Annotated in this window: 15 protein-coding genes, 1 pseudogene and 1 other annotated feature; of the genes and pseudogenes, 4 read left to right on the plus strand and 12 right to left on the minus strand. The window is 43.8% G+C overall.

Annotated features, from left to right (window positions below; genetic code table 11):
• Positions 1 to 74 precede the first annotated feature (74 nt).
• Together ACYP5M_RS09455 and ACYP5M_RS09460 are read left to right on the plus strand one after the other, a co-directional pair.
• Entirely contained in the window at positions 75 to 1,202 is a 1,128-nt protein-coding gene (locus ACYP5M_RS09455) for an IscS subfamily cysteine desulfurase (protein ID WP_459734981.1), read from the plus strand.
• 49 nt (positions 1,203 to 1,251) lie between these two features.
• On the plus strand, positions 1,252 to 1,782 hold the full coding sequence (locus ACYP5M_RS09460) for a transcription repressor NadR (protein ID WP_101222780.1): 531 nt from the start codon (positions 1,252 to 1,254) through the stop codon (positions 1,780 to 1,782).
• A gap of 58 nt (positions 1,783 to 1,840) precedes the next feature.
• Here ACYP5M_RS09460 and ACYP5M_RS09465 read toward each other — a convergent pair whose 3' ends face one another.
• Together ACYP5M_RS09465 and pheA are read right to left on the minus strand one after the other, a co-directional pair.
• Complete coding sequence (locus ACYP5M_RS09465; protein ID WP_230176800.1) at positions 1,841 to 2,533, minus strand: DUF6944 family repetitive protein; 693 nt, start codon at positions 2,531 to 2,533, stop codon at positions 1,841 to 1,843.
• A 332-nt stretch (positions 2,534 to 2,865) separates the two neighbouring features.
• On the minus strand, positions 2,866 to 3,741 hold the full coding sequence (gene pheA / locus ACYP5M_RS09470; RefSeq protein WP_101222781.1) for a prephenate dehydratase: 876 nt from the start codon (positions 3,739 to 3,741) through the stop codon (positions 2,866 to 2,868).
• Between the two features lie 324 nt (positions 3,742 to 4,065).
• Here pheA and ACYP5M_RS09475 point away from each other — a divergent pair.
• Positions 4,066 to 4,184 (plus strand): annotated as a pseudogene (locus tag ACYP5M_RS09475) (transposase); the annotation flags it as partial.
• A 185-nt stretch (positions 4,185 to 4,369) separates the two neighbouring features.
• On the opposite strand, the gene ACYP5M_RS09480 reads toward ACYP5M_RS09475, so the two are convergent.
• From ACYP5M_RS09480 to ACYP5M_RS09520, 9 genes are all read right to left on the minus strand, one after another.
• Entirely contained in the window at positions 4,370 to 4,819 is a 450-nt protein-coding gene (locus ACYP5M_RS09480; protein ID WP_034308837.1) for an ACT domain-containing protein, read from the minus strand.
• 40 nt (positions 4,820 to 4,859) lie between these two features.
• Positions 4,860 to 6,149 (minus strand): GTPase ObgE, encoded by a 1,290-nt coding sequence (gene obgE, locus ACYP5M_RS09485; protein ID WP_101222782.1) that lies wholly within the window; start codon positions 6,147 to 6,149, stop codon positions 4,860 to 4,862.
• A gap of 48 nt (positions 6,150 to 6,197) precedes the next feature.
• The gene (locus ACYP5M_RS09490; RefSeq protein ID WP_101222783.1) at positions 6,198 to 6,737 is read right to left on the minus strand and encodes a Spo0B domain-containing protein; all 540 of its coding nucleotides are present in this window, start codon (positions 6,735 to 6,737) and stop codon (positions 6,198 to 6,200) included.
• Positions 6,738 to 7,277: 540 nt separating this feature from the next.
• The gene (gene rpmA / locus ACYP5M_RS09495; protein WP_048688955.1) at positions 7,278 to 7,568 is read right to left on the minus strand and encodes a 50S ribosomal protein L27; all 291 of its coding nucleotides are present in this window, start codon (positions 7,566 to 7,568) and stop codon (positions 7,278 to 7,280) included.
• Between the two features lie 12 nt (positions 7,569 to 7,580).
• Positions 7,581 to 7,913 (minus strand): ribosomal-processing cysteine protease Prp, encoded by a 333-nt coding sequence (locus ACYP5M_RS09500; protein WP_101222784.1) that lies wholly within the window; start codon positions 7,911 to 7,913, stop codon positions 7,581 to 7,583.
• Between the two features lie 13 nt (positions 7,914 to 7,926).
• Positions 7,927 to 8,235, minus strand: a complete 309-nt coding sequence (gene rplU / locus ACYP5M_RS09505) for a 50S ribosomal protein L21 (protein WP_034308849.1) — start codon at positions 8,233 to 8,235, stop codon at positions 7,927 to 7,929.
• A gap of 13 nt (positions 8,236 to 8,248) precedes the next feature.
• Positions 8,249 to 8,332, minus strand: a sequence feature (ribosomal protein L21 leader region).
• Between the two features lie 75 nt (positions 8,333 to 8,407).
• Complete coding sequence (locus ACYP5M_RS09510; protein ID WP_459735135.1) at positions 8,408 to 9,880, minus strand: Rne/Rng family ribonuclease; 1,473 nt, start codon at positions 9,878 to 9,880, stop codon at positions 8,408 to 8,410.
• Positions 9,881 to 9,922: 42 nt separating this feature from the next.
• Positions 9,923 to 10,789: a M50 family metallopeptidase gene (locus ACYP5M_RS09515; RefSeq protein ID WP_101222786.1), complete on the minus strand. Its 867-nt coding sequence runs from the start codon at positions 10,787 to 10,789 to the stop codon at positions 9,923 to 9,925.
• Positions 10,782 to 11,531: a peptidoglycan DD-metalloendopeptidase family protein gene (locus ACYP5M_RS09520; protein WP_459734982.1), complete on the minus strand. Its 750-nt coding sequence runs from the start codon at positions 11,529 to 11,531 to the stop codon at positions 10,782 to 10,784. The genes ACYP5M_RS09515 and ACYP5M_RS09520 overlap by 8 nt, the downstream gene beginning before the upstream one ends.
• 239 nt (positions 11,532 to 11,770) lie before the next feature.
• Here ACYP5M_RS09520 and ACYP5M_RS09525 point away from each other — a divergent pair, with 239 nt between their 5' ends.
• On the plus strand, positions 11,771 to 12,214 hold the full coding sequence (locus ACYP5M_RS09525) for a S1 domain-containing RNA-binding protein (RefSeq protein WP_034308861.1): 444 nt from the start codon (positions 11,771 to 11,773) through the stop codon (positions 12,212 to 12,214).
• A 126-nt stretch (positions 12,215 to 12,340) separates the two neighbouring features.
• Here ACYP5M_RS09525 and minD read toward each other — a convergent pair whose 3' ends face one another.
• Positions 12,341 to 13,144, minus strand: a complete 804-nt coding sequence (gene minD, locus ACYP5M_RS09530; RefSeq protein WP_034308862.1) for a septum site-determining protein MinD — start codon at positions 13,142 to 13,144, stop codon at positions 12,341 to 12,343.

Consider the following 13,144-nt stretch of genomic DNA (forward strand, 5'->3'; position numbering starts at 1 on the left):
CTTGACAACTATATTTACATATTATTAAACTATTATCAAGAAGTTTTTTAAGATTAAAGGATGGAAGTGATTTCTTGATTTATTTGGATTATGCCGCTACAACTCAGATTGATGAGGAGGCTCTCGACGTATTCAGCCAAGCATCCCGGAAGTTTTTCGGGAATGCGAGCAGTTTGCATGATATTGGCTCTGAGGCGGCACGTTTATTGGATATGTCACGACAGCAACTCGCAGAAATGCTGAACATAAAAAAGGAAGGAATCATCTTTACGAGCGGCGGATCAGAAAGCAACATGCTTGCCATAGATACATTCATCGCTTCGAAACCATCCTGGCAGAACCACTTGATCGTAAGCCGAACTGAACATGCATCTCTTGCCAACTTCGTGACAAAGCTTGAACAAGATGGCTTCGAGGTTACTTATTTACGGCATTTGGAAGATGGCCGTGTTGATATTGAACATCTCCAGGAATGTATGTCGGAGAAAACATGCTTGGTCATTGTCCAGCATGTGAATTCGGAAATCGGGGTCATTCAACCCATTGAGCAAATAAGTGAAATCGTTCGTAAACACCAGGCCTTTTTTCATGTGGATTGTGTCCAATCATTTGCTAAATTACCGCTTGGCAAGATAGCTGCCTCATGTGATGGACTATCCGTTTCCAGTCATAAGATTTATGGTCCAAAAGGGACTGGGGCCGTCATTTTCCCGGCCATCCATCAGTTGAAGGCTTCGGTCCCGAATATCACTCATGAATATGGTTTCCGACCAGGAACAGTGGACGTCCCCGGAATAGCTTCCTTTGTAACCGCTGCTAAGAAATTGGGGGATATCATGGAAGATGAACGAAAACGGATTTCAACACTTAGGATGCAATTGATCCAACGGCTAACGGATAGGAAAATCGATTTTCAAATCATCGAAGCAAAAAACGAGCAATTGCCTCACATTCTGGCGCTGACCTTCGCTGGATTGCAAGGACAGTACATCATGCTGGAATTAAACCAGAAAGGATTCGCCGTTTCGACGGGAAGCGCCTGTCAAATCGGTAAACAGGATCCTTCAAAAACGATGATGGCCATTGGTAAAAGCGAAGATGAAGCCCATCAATTCGTCCGCTTTTCCTTTGGCAAATACACGACGGCCGACGACATTCACAAGTTGGCGGACTGCATCGAAGGAATAGCTGCCATTCGATAAAATCCTCCAATCTGTGTTAGAATGTTTGTAATTAAAGAGGTGAATGTTTATGGAAAGAAAGAAATTACTCGGGGAAGAAAGACGGACGAAACTCTTACATTTATTGCAAACAAGCGCGGAGCCTGTAACAGGCAGCGAGCTTTCGCAGATAACGAATGTAAGCCGGCAGGTTATCGTTGGTGACATAACCCTCCTGAAAGCGCGGAATGAGCCTATCATTGCGACGAGCCAAGGCTATCTGTACTTACAAACGGGGAGCACGCAAAAGCCGGAACGGATCATTGCTTGCCAACACGATCCTTCCCGGACCCAAGAAGAGCTATATTTACTCGTGGATATCGGCATCACGGTGAAAGATGTCAAAATCGAGCACCCCGTATACGGTGACCTAACTGCTTCCATCATGGTCAGCAGCCGTAAGGAAGTCCAGCAATTCCTTTCAAGGGTGACGGCAACGAATGCATCTTTTTTATCGGAGCTAACGAGCGGCATCCATCTCCATACACTGAGCGCATCATCTGAAGAACTGCTCGACGAAGCGGAGTGTGCTTTGAGGGATGCCGGCATTTTAGTCGATTGAATGAACGAAAAAACCTCAAAAGCCATATCTTTTGAGGTTTTTTTTATGTTCCTTATGTTCACTCATCATTGGAATTGCTTTCATTTGAGCTGCCATCCCCGGAGTTTTCATCTTCGTTACTTCTTAACTGCCCGATAAGACTAATGACGGAACCGACCGCCTGTACCCAGCCTCCCATCACTTGGATTGATTCAGCATCTGATGGCTTCTCTTCCAAATAAGGATATTGATATTTTTGCAGTTCCTGCTCCTTATCTTGTTCTTCTTGCTCTTGATCCTTATCTTGGTCTTTTTCTAGAATGCTATTTTTAAGTTCGGCAATTCCACCTATCGCTTGCATCGAATTCCCAATCGCCTGCAACAAATTTCCCGTAGCATTGAAGGCCTGCTCCGGTTCATCCGGATTTTCGTATGCCCCCGCCAAAGCGGTGCCTCCGCCCAACGCTTGAATCAGATTACCTTTGATGATTAATTCCTGTTTCGTTATTTCATCAAAATCAATGACTAGGCCTAAGATAACGGTCGAATTCCCGATCGCCTGTATTATATTACCGAATTTATCCAGTGACCAGGTTTCTTCCGCATCAGCCAATAAGGCATTACCTGTTGCTTGAAGTTCATTTCCAATCAAATCCAAGTTCGTACGAAATTCTTCGTCCAAGACTTTGGATGGTGTACCAGCAACAGCAGAAATGACGGTTCCTATCGCTTGAGTCCAAGAACCGAAAGTTTCTTTGAATTGACTATCCATCTCTGCTGACCACCACCCTCTCTCTGCATTTTTGATTAAAAAGGTGCATCCACTGAATCAGTCATCAAGGTATGTATTACTGCTCCTATTTCCACATGTGGCCTACCGGGATTTACTTATTGTATTTGCTTTCATCACAATCGGTGTTTGTTTTTCATCCAGAATCATGCTGCCTACTTTTATATATTTCATAAAATGCACGCCAAGGGAATACAAAACCTTCGCAAAAAAATGCCCCGGGAAAACCCCGGGGCACTTACATATTCATTGGATAAAACTCAGCTGAGGTTGTACCATTTATCATTTTAGAAAAAAATTCCACAAAAGAAAAATCAGCGCTGCGGTACACCTGTTTGGACTTTAAAGCATGAATAGCTTCCCATGATCGATACCGTACATCCTAAGGCCTCAAGCTCGGAAATCGCTCCTGGGATAAGGACATCGTCAAGGGGCATTTCGATGTCGATGATGAAAAAGTAATTGCCCAATCCAGTTTTCATAGGTCTTGATTCAATCTTGGAAAGGTTAAGTTTCCTCCAGGAAAAAGCGGAAAGGACTTGGTGCAGCTGCCCTGAGTGGTCGGCAGGCAGCTGAATCATCAAGGTCGTTTTCTTGTCGCCTTCAACGGTCAAATGCCCTTCATAGTCGACTTCACTGTTGGATACGACAATAAACTTGGTGTGATTATGTTCGTAATCGTGAATATTTTGTTTTGCAATCGTCAAACCGTATTCCTCTGCAGCCATATCATTTGCAATCGCTGCAATATTGATATCGGGATTCTCCATCACCATCTTCGCTGCGGCAGCTGTGGATGTGACATACTCATACGGAATGCCCCTTAGCTCATTATGTAGAAATTTGCGGCATTGAGCGATGGCATGGGAATGCGAATATACCATGTCAGGTTTGAAACCAGGATATGCATGGTCCGGATGCACCATATAATGCTGTTGGATTGGAATCGTCACTTCGCCTTTCATAGGCAATGTGACTTCATGGACTAAGTAATCCATCGTTATATTTACCGAACCCTCCAAAGCATTCTCGATCGGCACGAGCGCGTGATTCACTTCCCCGTCCCGAACAGCATCAAGGCAGTCCGGAATCGTGTTCATCGGTATTTTTATATCATTAGGAAATAGTCGCGATACAGCTAAATCCGTGAACGTTGCTTTTGGTCCAAGAAATGCAATTTTTGATGTCATATTATAAACTCCTTCTCACGGAAAATCTACTGTTTATGTTATGACATTTTCTGATTTTTTACAATAGTTAATCGTTAATTTCCTCTTTCAAATGAAAACAGCCTGAAGACAAACCCTATAATAAATGAGTTTGTCTTCAAGCTGTTTTAGGTTTTTAAACTTTGACCGTTGATTGGAACGGAGGGCACTCGCTTTCCGCGGGCGGACCGGGAGCCTCCTCGGCGCCATCGCGCCTGCGGGATCTCCCTTGGACGCGCTTTTCCCGCAGGAGTCTGTAACTTAAATTCCAATCAATGAGTTCAATTTGACATGATTACTAGAGTCCGTTGGTCTTTAGGTTACGGTTTCCATGATAAATGCCTCACTTCTCTACGTTCGGCAAAAATTATGAGCCACGCTTTAAAGATACTGACCTGTTTGAACAGATTTTCTCGGAGCTACTATCCTCCCCAACATACATCCATCACGGTCTGCGCCGCATGAAACGAATAGGCAAACTGTTTTGTTCGTTCATCTTTACATAGTAGACACTCTAATGATCAGTTGGAAAAGGTTTCTTAATGAGACCAATTCGAAACCTTTTGTCTACAAACTGACAGCCTGTACATGTGAAATGTACAGGCTGTTTTCATGCGCCGTTACCAATGATTTCGACTTTTTCGACGAACTCCATTTTACGCAGTTTAGTAAGCAATTCATTAATATCCATCGTCATCCCACCCGTATTCAGGGATAGGGTGACATTTGCACGTCCCTGCAAAGGAATCGTTTGGTGGATGGTCATGATGTTGCAACCGGATGAGGCGACGAGCCGTAAAAGCTCCGATAGAGTACCAGAACGATCTTCGAGATAGAAGAACAGTGTAATCAGCTTTTCCTTAACAACTGTATGAAACGGAAAAACCGTGTCACGGTATTTGTAAAAAGCACTCCTGCTTAGGTCCACTCGCTGTACCGCTTCCCAAACTGATTCCGCTTTTCCCCGTTCAATCATTTCTTTTGCATCCAGCGTTTTTTTCATCGCTTCGGGAAGGACATCCTCTCGAACGAGGAAAAATTTCTGATCGGACTTATTCAAACTCCGCACGCCTCCTTTTGCCTGCCATCATGGTCTCCAATCAATCAACAAATTCAAATTCATATTCAAGGATACGGACGATATCGCCATTTGTCGCACCTTTTTGGCGAAGGCCTTCGTCGACTCCGAATGAACGAAGCTGTCTGGCGAAACGACGTATGGACTCTTCACGGGTGAAGTCAGTCATTTTGAATAAACGCTCGATCTTGAATCCTGATACGGCAAAGCTGCCATCGGGTTCGCGTTCAATGTTAAATTCATCCGACTGTGATGTATGTTTATATAGAACCCGGTGGATTCCAGTATTCTCTTCTTCATGTTCAAGAGGGAACTCTGGGGTCTCTTCGATTTTATCAGCAATAGCATAAAGAAGCTCACGGATCCCTTCACGCGTCACGGCAGAAATCGGGAAGACAGGGTAGTCTTCTTCCAGCTTTTCTTTGAAAGCCGCTAAGTTATCTTCTGAGTCCGGCATATCCATTTTACTTGCTACAATGATTTGCGGACGTTCAGTCAAGCGCAGGTTATACTCTTCCAACTCTTTATTGATTGTTTGGTAGTCTTCATATGGATCCCGGCCTTCAAGACCCGACATATCGATTACATGAACGATTACCCTCGTTCTTTCAATATGGCGCAGGAATTGATGTCCAAGGCCCACACCTTCTGAAGCGCCTTCGATCAGACCAGGTAAATCGGCCATGACGAAGCTGCGGTGATCTTCCGTTTCCACCATTCCGAGGTTCGGGACGATCGTCGTAAAATGGTATTCGGCAATTTTAGGTCTTGCTGCGGATACGACGGAAAGCAAAGTGGATTTCCCTACACTTGGGAAACCAACCAAACCGACATCAGCCAACAGTTTCAATTCCATGACTATATCACGTTCTTGGCCCGGTTCGCCGTTCTCCGCGATTTCAGGTGCAGGATTGGCAGGTGTGGCGAAACGGGAATTTCCCCGGCCTCCGCGGCCACCTTTGGCAATAATGGCGCGTTGTCCGTGCTCAACTAAATCAGCAATGACTTCCTTTGTTTTATCATCAATGACAACGGTGCCTGGTGGAACCTTGATGACCATATCCTTTGCAGCCGCACCGTGCATGTTTTTGGACATGCCATGTTCTCCGCGAGGTGCCTTAAAGTGACGTTGGTAACGGAAATCCATTAATGTACGCAAGCCCTCTTCCACTTCAAAAACGACATTGGCCCCATTTCCGCCATCTCCGCCGGCAGGTCCGCCTTTAGGTATGAATTTCTCACGACGATAAGCAACTATCCCGTTACCACCGTCTCCGCCTTTTACATAGACTTTCGTTTGATCGACAAACATGCTATCACTTCCTTGTTTTCTGCAAGTCATTTCTTGCTGTATGCTTCTCTAAAAGTTAATATCCATCTTAAAAAATATTTCATCCTCATTACATTCAAGAATTTCAATTGATTGCTCGGCCGTCAATGAACTTTCCAAAAACTCGATCACTGGGGATTGATCAATGAACCTGCCTTGCATATGAAATGAACAGCGCATATCGCTCACTTCTTTTTTACACATGGAAACAGCCAGTATATTTTCAAAAAACGGATCGAGATTCTTATCGAGAATTTTAAAGAAATCATTTGTCCAGCGATACATCAGCCCGTCCATCTCAGTTGAGCCTTCAAAAACATCAATGATTTCATATTCGCAATAAAATGATCCATTATTCCAATTCGACGTCAACAACATCTCGGTGAACTTAGGTAAATTCAAACTGGAGAGGCGTGCTTCATTCTGGGTTTCAACAATGATTTCATCAATGATGCCCTTGACACGATCAATTCTGTTCAACTCCAGATTCCCTTTGATGATTTGAATTTTATTCAGCCAGTCATGCCTGGTTTGACGCAGAGTTTCAATAGTCGTCCAATTTTTGTCCATTATTAACACCTTCAATTATGATAAAGAAACTTTTTTTTCAGCTCTATCATGTTGAATACTTCCATTTGTACAGTATATCAAAAAAACAACAAACAGGAAATGAAGCTCGATTCACATGCCTTCACATGAAAGCCCCCGTCCAAAAAATACAGCCGCACACCCTGAGTTCTTTGGACGATGGTAGAGCCATTTGAACTAAAAAAGAGAATGGGCCTTTTATGCACCAATTGGAGATATTATAGTTGAATTGGAGTGTCTATTTGGTTTAAACCAAATCGGATGGATGAGTAATCTTGGATTTACCCCCTGAAAGTTTAAGAAAGCCCGCCGATTGGCGAGCCTTTTGTAAGTCAGAGGTTGTTTTCCTTATACTAATGACTAAAGTCTCCTGCAAACTGCTGGTTCATTTCCTATAGTATAAATAAAGGGCCGGACCCCTTCATCACTATATAGCATACCATTATTAAAAATGACGCGGTATATAGTGTCTTGTAGAAGGAATCAGACCCTTTTGAGTCAGCCTCTGTTCAAAGATGCCAATTATGCTTCTTGTGCAACTGGATATACGCTTACTTTTTTACGGTCACGTCCGAAACGTTCGAATTTAACAACACCGTCTACTTTAGCGTATAGAGTATCGTCTCCACCACGGCCTACGTTCTCACCAGGATAGATTTTTGTTCCGCGTTGACGGTAAAGGATAGAACCACCAGATACGAATTGACCATCTGCACGTTTAGCACCAAGGCGCTTGGAGATTGAGTCACGTCCGTTCTTTGTAGAACCTACTCCTTTTTTCGAAGCGAAGAACTGAAGATCTAATCTTAACATTTGTTCCACCTCCTACTGGTTGAGGATAATTTTCATGTATTTACCATAATCACGTTCGATGGTTTGCAGCGATATGAGCATGCCGTTCAAAAGCAGCTGAACCTTCTCTTCCGATTCCGGCGAAAGATTCCCCGGAATGACGCAGCGAAGATAGCCGCCTTCTCTCCCTTGCTCAATCTCAGGCTCTACGTCCGTTAAGGACATGATTGCATTGACTGCCCCGAAGGAAACAGCCGATACACCTGCACAAACGATATCAGAACCTTTTTTAGCAAAATTAGCATGTCCGCTTAAGGTGAACGAAGCAATCCGTTCCTGCGGAGCATCAAATACAACTTTGATCATCTAGAATCAGCCCTTACGCGTTGATTGCTTCGATAACAACTTTAGTGTATGGTTGACGATGACCTTGTTTTTTACGATTGTTTTTCTTCGCTTTGTATTTGAAAACAGTGATTTTCTTTTGCTTACCTTGTTTTTCGACAGTACCTGTTACAGTAGCGCCTTCAACTAATGGAGCACCGACTTTCACGTCTTCGCCACCTACGAATAAAACTTTGTCAAATGTAACAGTTTCGCCTGCTTCTGCGTTTAATTTTTCAATGTAAACCGCTTCGCCAGCTGCTACTTTAATTTGTTTACCGCCAGTTTCGATAATTGCGTACATACTTGCACCTCCTTAAATGTCTCAGACTCGCCAATCACAGGCGTTTTACCAGAAAGGCAAAAGCTTAAAACCTGATGTTGAGCGGTTGTAGCACGGGTGCTACAAACATAACATTAAAATCCTAACATGAAACAGGAAAGGCTGTCAATATATTTATAACAATTCCCGCCCTTCACTCGAAAGCCTTCCCGATTTCCTGAATGCTCCCGAAGCGCTTGATGGAGTAAGCATTCCTCGAACCTGGGATAAAAGACAGGAATACCTTTTTACCGATCAATTCCTCCAATGTCGGCCGATATGATTCCTTTTCACCTAGCAGCACGTCCGCCACCGCTTTACTGGCCTCCACCCAGACCGCTTCATCATCTGTCTTCCTGTGTTCCAGCAGTTCACGTTCCAACCGGAAGGCAACCGTTTCAGGGCTCTCGATTTTACCGCTTCCACTGCACACTGGGCAAGGCACCGTCGTCATCTCACTTAAAGATGGGGAGGTTCGCTTTCTCGTCATTTGTAAAATGCCCAGTTCCGTAAAACCGATGACCTGGGTTCGCTTCTCATCCCTCACCGCTTCCTTTTTAACGATTTCGATGATTTCCTGCTTATGCCGGGACTGCTCCATATTGATGAAATCTATCAGGATGATTCCGCTGATATTCCTCAATCTCAGTTGACGGGCGACCTCTTTCGCCGCAGCCTGATTAACCGCAAACAACGTTGCTTCCTTCGCCACCTTGCCGGTGAACTTACCTGAATTGACATCGATTACGGTGAAAGCTTCCGTTTCTTCAAAAATTAAATATCCGCCATTCTCAAGCCAAACGATTTTCTTGGCCATTTTCTCAACTTGCGCTTCCACATTCCATTCGGAAAAAATATTCTTTGTACCCGATACATGGGATATTTCCCACTCCTTACGGTTTTCCTGTATCCATTTTTTCAACTCGAGATAGGCCTCGAAGTCATCGATGGCAAGTTCCCCGGTCGCCGTTCCCGACATTTCGGAAATGATCATATCAAGGTATTCATCCCTCTCATAGAGAAGGGAAGGGGCCTTGAGGGACGCAGCCTTAAGTTCAAGCCCTTTAAAGAGCTCCCGCAATCCATTTAACCTGTCAAGGAAGACCGATTCACTTTCGTTCTCCATCGAGGTGCGGACAATCAATCCCTCATCAGGCTTTTTATGCTGCAAGGCAGTTTCCCGCCATTGCTTCTGAAGATCATTGTTTTTGAATTTCTTTGAAACACCAACATAATCTATTCCATGTATGTATACGAGGGAATCTGTCGAAAACTCGATCAGCCCAGTCAATTTAGCTCCTTTGGTGCCCGTTTCATCCCGCGTCACCTGAACTAGCAGCTTTTCTCCCTGACGGACAAATTGACCGATCGATGCTTTCCCATCACTTTTTTTTATCAGCTGGAAAGAGGGAATCTCGTCACGGTGTAAAAAACCATTTTTCTCTGCTCCATAATCAATGAAGACGGCATCCATGCCCGGTAACACCTTCGTCACCTTCCCAAGATAAATATTACCGACCGTACTGCGCTTTTGAGGCGGAATGATTTCAAGTTTACGTAAAACACCATTCTCAAGTACAGCCACTCTTTTTTCGCGTGAAGCCAGGTTCGCGATCATTTTTTTCATCAAAAAAAATCCTCTCCTCAATTTGAGGAAAGGATAACATATTTAATAAGAATATAATAGGTCGCCGATTTTCCCGTTTGTCATTTTCTCGGAAAAATAGGCATGAAGGATTTCCGTTTCATCCAACGAGCCGCTCTCTTTCCCGTTTTTCATGATGATCACGGGGTGTTTACAGCCGCGTTGAAACATTTCCAGCACTTTATAAATCGGTTCTTGTGAATCCACCGAGATTGGCTTCAGTTTCGCCAAATCATTCGTATGCCCGTAATGGCGCTGCAAAAGAAAACGGATGAACGCATAATACCTCTGCCGCCATTCCATGACGAGTGAGAGACTTATGAAAAAGATGATGAGCCAGATGTTCAAATTGAGCGGATCCAGAATGAGCCAGGTCAAAAAAGCAAGGAAAGCGAATACTGCAGAAAAGTGAAGTGTATGCTTCTGCGCTTCCAGAAAGGTGCAGTATAGGGAAACACCGATGAATAGCAGCCTTCCCCCGTCCAGGGGCCAAATTGGCAGCAGATTAAAAATCAGCAGCATAAGATTCATATACAAAAATGGCTGGTACAGCTCATATGGAATAATGGTAAAGAAATAGAGCAGAAAAGCTGCGCCAATGAGCCAAACGTGTTGAAGCGGACCGGCAAGCACCACCGCCAAATCCTCCTTCAAACTCTTGTTTCCATATTCCTCAGTCTCGACAGCCCCGCCAAAAGGAAGAAGCTGGATTGACTTTATCCGCCATTTGAAGTGCTGCGCACAGACGGCATGCCCCATCTCATGTATGAAGACGATGAGCAACAGCATCATCACTTCAACGAAATGGGCTGTGAGGATGGCGATGCCAATGACAAACCACAATGTCGGATGCACCCTGATTTTAAACAGTAACTTCCCATATTCACTCAAAGGAAATCACCTTTTTAGGATCGACGAAAGCATCATTTTCCTTTATCGCTAAATAAAACCTGCCCATGGATCCATCTTCACTTAGTGTAACCTGTCCGACTTCATTGCCCTTTTTAACGAACTCATACAATTTCACATCAATTTCTTTCAGCTGCCCATACCAAGATTCAGTTTTATTGGCATGCTGAATGACTACCGTCTTTCCGATCCCCTCCTTTTCACCGGCAAAAATGACTACCCCTTCATTAACGGCCTCGACCTTTGAGCCTTTGCTCGTTTCCAATATGACTCCCTCACCGTTCGTCTCGAAGTTTTGGGTAATCTTTGCAGAAGCTGGCATTGCATATTCTTCATTCGAATCAACAGTTTCCGTATTGGCTTCATTCGGTAAAAAAGCGATTGGTTTACCAAACGCACTTTCGTACCAATTGGAGATTGAAGCGAACTGAAATTCCTTGCTCATGTTCTCCATGACAAAACTCCTGGCAGGGTCAAGCCGCACAGAAGGGTGTTTGAACATCACCGCGACAATCAGGAACAGGCATACACTGGCAAGGATTTTAAAGAAAAAATATTCTTTCTTGAAGAGCGGATGGTCTTTTTCGGAATATCCGTTATATGAATCAATCCCATATGGTTCCTCATTGTTGATCTCCGTCCAACTACTGCTTCCTGCAGGTTTATCATTAAACTTGCGTCTCTTGGCGATACGATTGCGGATATCTTTCCTGCGATCATCCATTCCAGACTTCCCCCCCTGCTCATGTCAAAGCGCTATATTACAACGTATGAGCAACTTGTCCAGACTATTCTGCACTTCCCTTAAAAAATTTTTTCCGATGAAAAATTCACCGAAACTTATGAATTTCCAAGGTGGTTCGGGCAATCGATTCAGAAAATCGAATAATTGAGATTGATATTGTTCCCCGGAATTTGTTATAATAAAGTGGTTTTAACATTATTGAGGGGGAACATTTTTTTATGTCAATCGAAATAGGCAGCAAAGTACAAGGTAAAGTAACAGGTATCACTAATTTTGGAGCATTCGTAGAATTACCAGGAGGCTCAACAGGTCTTGTGCATATCAGTGAGGTAGCAGATAGCTATGTAAAAGACGTAAATGACCATCTTAAAGTAGGCGACCAAATTGAAGTAAAAGTGATTAGTGAGAAAGACGGAAAAACTGCCTTGTCCATCAAAAAGGCTATAGATAGACCCGAAGGGCAAACCTCTTCTTATACCAAACGCCCACCACGCCAAGGGGATAGCCGTTCTAAAGATTTTCGTTCAAAAGGTAATTTCCAACCAAAGGAAAATTTCGAAGATAAAATGGTGCGCTTTTTAAAGACTAGTGAAGAAAATTTATCGACTCTTAAACGCAGCACCGAATCAAAACGCGGCGGCAGAGGCGGAAGACGCGGATAACCCGCTGCATTTTTAGCATATAGATCAGGCAAGCCAGTATATGGCTTGCCTTTTTTATTTCACAAGAAGCATAAAAAAAAGCGAGGGCATCAAATGCTCCCCGCTTCTTGACAAAAGAATATAGATTTACCGCACGCTGAAGAATTTTTTCAATTTGGACATGAAGCCCTTTGGTTCGCTGCCAATTGGAGTCAAGGGCACAGATTCACCAAGGATCCTTCTGGCGATGTTCCGATAGGCAAGCGAAACTCTATTATCCGGATTATAGGCAATGGGTTCCTTTTTATTCGCTGCCACAATGACCTGGTCATCATCAGGAATGACGCCGATCAAATCAATCTTAAGAAAATCGGCAACTCCATCGATATCCATTTCTTCATCCTCATGAAGCAAATGGCCACGGATCCGGTTGATGATCAATTGGGGCGGTTCAATATGCTCTTCTTTTTCAAGCAGGCCAATAATACGGTCAGCATCCCTGACAGCCGGTCTCTCTGCAGTCGTAACGATGATAGCCTTGTCTGCCCCAGCTATGGCATTCCTGAAGCCCTGTTCAATGCCTGCAGGGCAATCAATGATGACATAATCATAGTCAGGCTTCATATCGCTGATGAGTTTCCTCATCTGCTCTTCATTCACCACTGTTTTGTCACTATTTTGCGGAGCGGGAAGCAGATAAAGCAAATCCTCGAAATGTTTATCTTTTATAAGCGCCTGGTGTATCTTACAGCGCCCTTCGACCACATCGACCAAATCATAGATGATGCGATTCTCCAATCCCATGATCACATCCAAATTCCGAAGACCAATATCCGTATCAATCAAGCAAACCTTTTTGCCTAGAAGAGCTAAAGATGTTCCTAAATTGGCGGAGGTGGTCGTTTTCCCGACACCACCCTTACCGGATGTTATAACTATTGCCTCTCCCAC

This window comes from Peribacillus sp. N1, assembly GCF_054600815.1.

Bases quoted from the DNA above. Each gene is read 5' to 3' on its own strand.
- ACYP5M_RS09460 (WP_101222780.1), top strand. From the start codon at position 1,252: ATGGAAAGAAAGAAATTACTCGGGGAAGAAAGACGGACGAAACTCTTA.
- ACYP5M_RS09465 (WP_230176800.1), bottom strand. From the start codon at position 2,533: ATGGATAGTCAATTCAAAGAAACTTTCGGTTCTTGGACTCAAGCGATA.
- pheA (WP_101222781.1), bottom strand. From the start codon at position 3,741: ATGACATCAAAAATTGCATTTCTTGGACCAAAAGCAACGTTCACGGAT.
- obgE (WP_101222782.1), bottom strand. From the start codon at position 6,149: ATGTTTGTCGATCAAACGAAAGTCTATGTAAAAGGCGGAGACGGTGGT.
- ACYP5M_RS09490 (WP_101222783.1), bottom strand. From the start codon at position 6,737: ATGGACAAAAATTGGACGACTATTGAAACTCTGCGTCAAACCAGGCAT.
- rpmA (WP_048688955.1), bottom strand. From the start codon at position 7,568: ATGTTAAGATTAGATCTTCAGTTCTTCGCTTCGAAAAAAGGAGTAGGT.
- ACYP5M_RS09500 (WP_101222784.1), bottom strand. From the start codon at position 7,913: ATGATCAAAGTTGTATTTGATGCTCCGCAGGAACGGATTGCTTCGTTC.
- rplU (WP_034308849.1), bottom strand. From the start codon at position 8,235: ATGTACGCAATTATCGAAACTGGCGGTAAACAAATTAAAGTAGCAGCT.
- ACYP5M_RS09510 (WP_459735135.1), bottom strand. From the start codon at position 9,880: ATGAAAAAAATGATCGCGAACCTGGCTTCACGCGAAAAAAGAGTGGCT.
- ACYP5M_RS09520 (WP_459734982.1), bottom strand. From the start codon at position 11,531: ATGGATGATCGCAGGAAAGATATCCGCAATCGTATCGCCAAGAGACGC.
- ACYP5M_RS09525 (WP_034308861.1), top strand. From the start codon at position 11,771: ATGTCAATCGAAATAGGCAGCAAAGTACAAGGTAAAGTAACAGGTATC.